At 32.8% G+C, this 3,493-nt stretch carries 3 protein-coding genes and 1 tRNA gene; 2 read left to right on the forward strand and 2 right to left on the reverse strand.

What is annotated here, in order from left to right; genetic code table 11:
* Positions 1-50: 50 nt before the first annotated feature.
* A tRNA-Ile gene (locus tag DVW83_RS14290) sits at positions 51-124 on the reverse strand.
* Positions 125-1,040: 916 nt separating this feature from the next.
* On the opposite strand from DVW83_RS14290, the gene DVW83_RS14295 reads away from it, so the two are divergent.
* Positions 1,041-1,475, forward strand: coding sequence for a Panacea domain-containing protein (locus tag DVW83_RS14295; protein WP_137239608.1), 435 nt, complete (start codon positions 1,041-1,043; stop codon positions 1,473-1,475).
* Positions 1,462-2,553, forward strand: coding sequence for a hypothetical protein (locus DVW83_RS14300; protein ID WP_238699438.1), 1,092 nt, complete (start codon positions 1,462-1,464; stop codon positions 2,551-2,553). The genes DVW83_RS14295 and DVW83_RS14300 overlap by 14 nt, the downstream gene beginning before the upstream one ends.
* 31 nt (positions 2,554-2,584) lie before the next feature.
* Here DVW83_RS14300 and DVW83_RS14305 read toward each other — a convergent pair.
* The coding region (locus DVW83_RS14305) for an N-acetylmuramoyl-L-alanine amidase (protein ID WP_238699439.1) at positions 2,585-3,493 on the reverse strand (909 nt) is incomplete at its 5' end.

The raw sequence follows: 3,493 nt of genomic DNA on the forward strand, positions 1-3,493 counted from the left end.
TGTACCACTTATTTTATTTAATTCCTAATAATCTGACTTGACTTAATTTATGTACCCTGTAGGACTCGAACCTACGATCAGACGGTTATGAGCCGTCTGTTCTGACCAACTGAGCTAAGGGTACAGAAAGCTATCACAACTACTGCAAACAAAAAGAATGGACATAGACTAGATAATAATGGGTTTCATTCTTTGTTGTGATGGCACATTAATTATTACACATTTAATAGCAAAAAACTAGATTGTCTTATTCTTTGTAAAATATATTATTTTATGCTATTATTTCCAAGTTATAAAAAGAAAAAGCTTCAGATACTTATCTTTTTGGGGAAAAAATCTAGGGTGAGGGAGTATCTGAAGCTTTTTTCTGTGTTCATTATCTCACATGTTTATTTTTTAGTCTATTATTTGCTTAATTTTTTCAGAAGAACGAAAAAATACCTCAGCCAAAAATGATTGGTTGAGGCTTTCTTTCTAATTCATAACCGTGACAATAATATAATATATGAAATTCAGATATACATGATTTAGCCATGATAATATCCTAGGATATTCAATTTAGTTCATATATTTTTTAACCTAACTTATTGAATTATCTTTCTTGCTCATATTCTATGTTTACACGTAAACTTATTAAGTATATAATAATAATTAATAAGAGTAGCCATAGCTACCATTTTTTACCGTCGCAGCCTTGACTGGACGGTTTTTTCTGGTGACACAGAAGTATTTATCTCTCTTAACGAATTACAGTTAGAAAACGTAAAAGATGTTTACATGACTGATTTCGGCAAAGACGAGATATATGTTTACTACACTAAATAAAACTATGTATGCCCCCTCAGAAAGTGAGAGGGCTATTTTTTATAACGTCAAGTAGAGCAGCTGGTTGGAGAACGGAAAAAATAATTAAATAATTTCTTCAAATGACTTTACGGCTGTTTAAAGCCTTGATATACTTAACTTGTAGAAAAGTGCAATGTTGACATACAACTAGTTTTGTTATAAAATATCATACTTTTAGAATGGAGGAAGAGGAAATGCCAATGAGAGATTTAGCTGATCATGTGATTGCTCGTGCTCAAAGTACTGGCAAAGGCATAACAAATCTACAATTACAAAAAGTACTCTACTTCACAATAATCAACGGTTTAAAACAGGAACGAATTACAGAACAATGGTTGAGAGAAGAATATGACGAACAATTTTTAGTATGGAGATATGGTCCTGTAGTAAAAGATATATATGAAGAGTACAGTGTTTATGGCGCTTCTAATATATTCGAACCAAAATTCCAATTGGAACAGTATAATAATTTGAATGACATTATAGATTCTCTTTTACAAGAAAAAACTTCTGCTCTTGTGAATCAAAGTCATAAACATAAACGTTGGTTTTCAAATAAACAATTTATCCAGTTTGGTAGAAGTGACGTTCCGTATAATTTGGAGGATTTACTAGATGTCGCAAAATGAACTTAAAACTCCACTTACACAAGATGAGATAGAGGAATTGGAGCAGAATTATATCGTTAATTCTGCTCCTTTTGTAGATAAGTTACTATCAATATTTGAAAAATATTCTAATATTGATTACATACAAAAAGATTTAAAAAAAGACCTTAACGATCTTTACGAGACAGCCAGTAAGATTCCATCGAATGCTATACCTTACGCTGATCTCACTACCTCTGTTTTTAAAGATGAGGAGGATACTGCCGAAGGTCTTATAAATGATATAAGAGAGTTCTACGTCGAAATATTTATAACTAAAAAAGAACAAGATAAATTAACACTGAGAGACAAGAATGCAATATCTAGTTTAGCAAAAATAACAGAACATCTTAGTTTAGCTTTAAGCCAAAAAAATAGCTTATATAAAGAGCAAAAAAGCGAACTTTTACAATTAAAAGATGATCTCAAATCAGAAAAAACAGAGTTGTATACATTAAGCCAAAATTTTACAAATTTAGGTAAATCTTTGGCAGAAACGGAAGAGAAATATAAAACAAAGTACGAAAAAATGACAATTGATGTTCTTAGCATGATGGGAATATTTTCAACCATTATTTTCGCAGTATTTGGTGGTCTATCACAAATCGGAGCTATAGGTGATAACCTTGCGAAAACACCGTTATCTAAAATCCTAATGTATATCTCTTTATCATCAATAACTCTATTGTTAATAGTATTTATATCATTTAACGCTATTTCAAAATTAACTAACTTAAAATTAAAAAGTTGTGCATGTGGACAAGCAAAGTGTGATTGTAGCACTAAGCAAAAGCACCCCACTCTTTATTTTAGTATGTTCTTTTTTGTTGATTTGTTTTTATTTTCTTTACTCTTAAGAGCAGTCAGATATTCTGACTGGGTACAACCATTTACAAATATCTTTAGTATTACGTCCCAAGATTCTATTGTGAAATTTGTATTATTTAGTCTTTTTATTTTGTTTAATTTTATTATGTTTATTATCTATTGTTCTCCCCTAAAAATACTAAATAAATTCTTTGAATATATCAAAAATTTATTTAGCAACTTATGCAGCTGATTATGTAATGCCCCTCAACGAGGGGCTATTTTTATAGTGTCAAATAAATATCAGAAATACACACATCATTTACTGCACCTTCACCATTCGCTTGATTGCATCGACGTAAGATGATATCAATTTTCGTTCCTTTTTTCACCCAGCTTAAATCCAAGGTGACGTCCATTCCTAGGGTATCGCCACCTTTGTAGCCATAGTTTTTCTTCACGTCAGGTCGTTTGATTCCTTGCGAAGCCACACGAGTGATTTCTTCAGTTGTGCCATGCTTCATGATCAATACATAAGCAAATTTACCGATTGCACCTTCTGGTTTATCTGGTACCAGCCATCCAGCAATTCGCACTTTCCCTTTACTTACTTCATTGAACTTATCTAATTTTGCCCATGCGTTCCCTTGATGAACAGCTTTACTTGCTGCTACTGCTTTGTCATGGTCGGATGGTGTTTGTGGTTTTGATACTGTATTTGTAGAAGAAGTAGCTCCACTCAGTGATTCGCCTGTAATCGCTTCAACTATCCCTTTCGCAATCGCATCAATATTTTTTGTTAGCTCATCAATATCCCGCTTGTTCGTAATGAATCCTAATTCGACCAATCGATAAGAAATACCTCGATTCGCAAAAACATTGCAGTTTAATAGGTTTGACCTTCCCACAACGCCAGTGGGTTTCGATGATCCCCACAATCCAACATACTTCTCAATCACTTTTGCAATCGCCAGATCATTACTGTCCGCTTTAAATCGAGCGTTAATAATCACATGACCATTTTCAGCGTTAGGATTGATTGATCCATCTAAATGAAACTCTGTCACCGAAGCATAACCATTTACGTCATACGCTCCACCACCTGCTTTTGTTTGCTGAAACATATCTAGCGATTCATTGTAAAAGTCGATTTGATTCCTTTTCAATTTAGAAGCCCATGCTTTCAATTTTTG

It is taken from the genome of Enterococcus sp. VV15, assembly GCF_005236045.1.
GTDB lineage: Bacteria > Bacillota > Bacilli > Lactobacillales > Enterococcaceae > Enterococcus_B > Enterococcus_B durans.

Excerpts from the sequence above, each read along its gene's own strand:
- DVW83_RS14295 (WP_137239608.1), top strand. The coding sequence starts at position 1,041 with ATGCCAATGAGAGATTTAGCTGATCATGTGATTGCTCGTGCTCAAAGT.
- DVW83_RS14300 (WP_238699438.1), top strand. The coding sequence starts at position 1,462 with ATGTCGCAAAATGAACTTAAAACTCCACTTACACAAGATGAGATAGAG.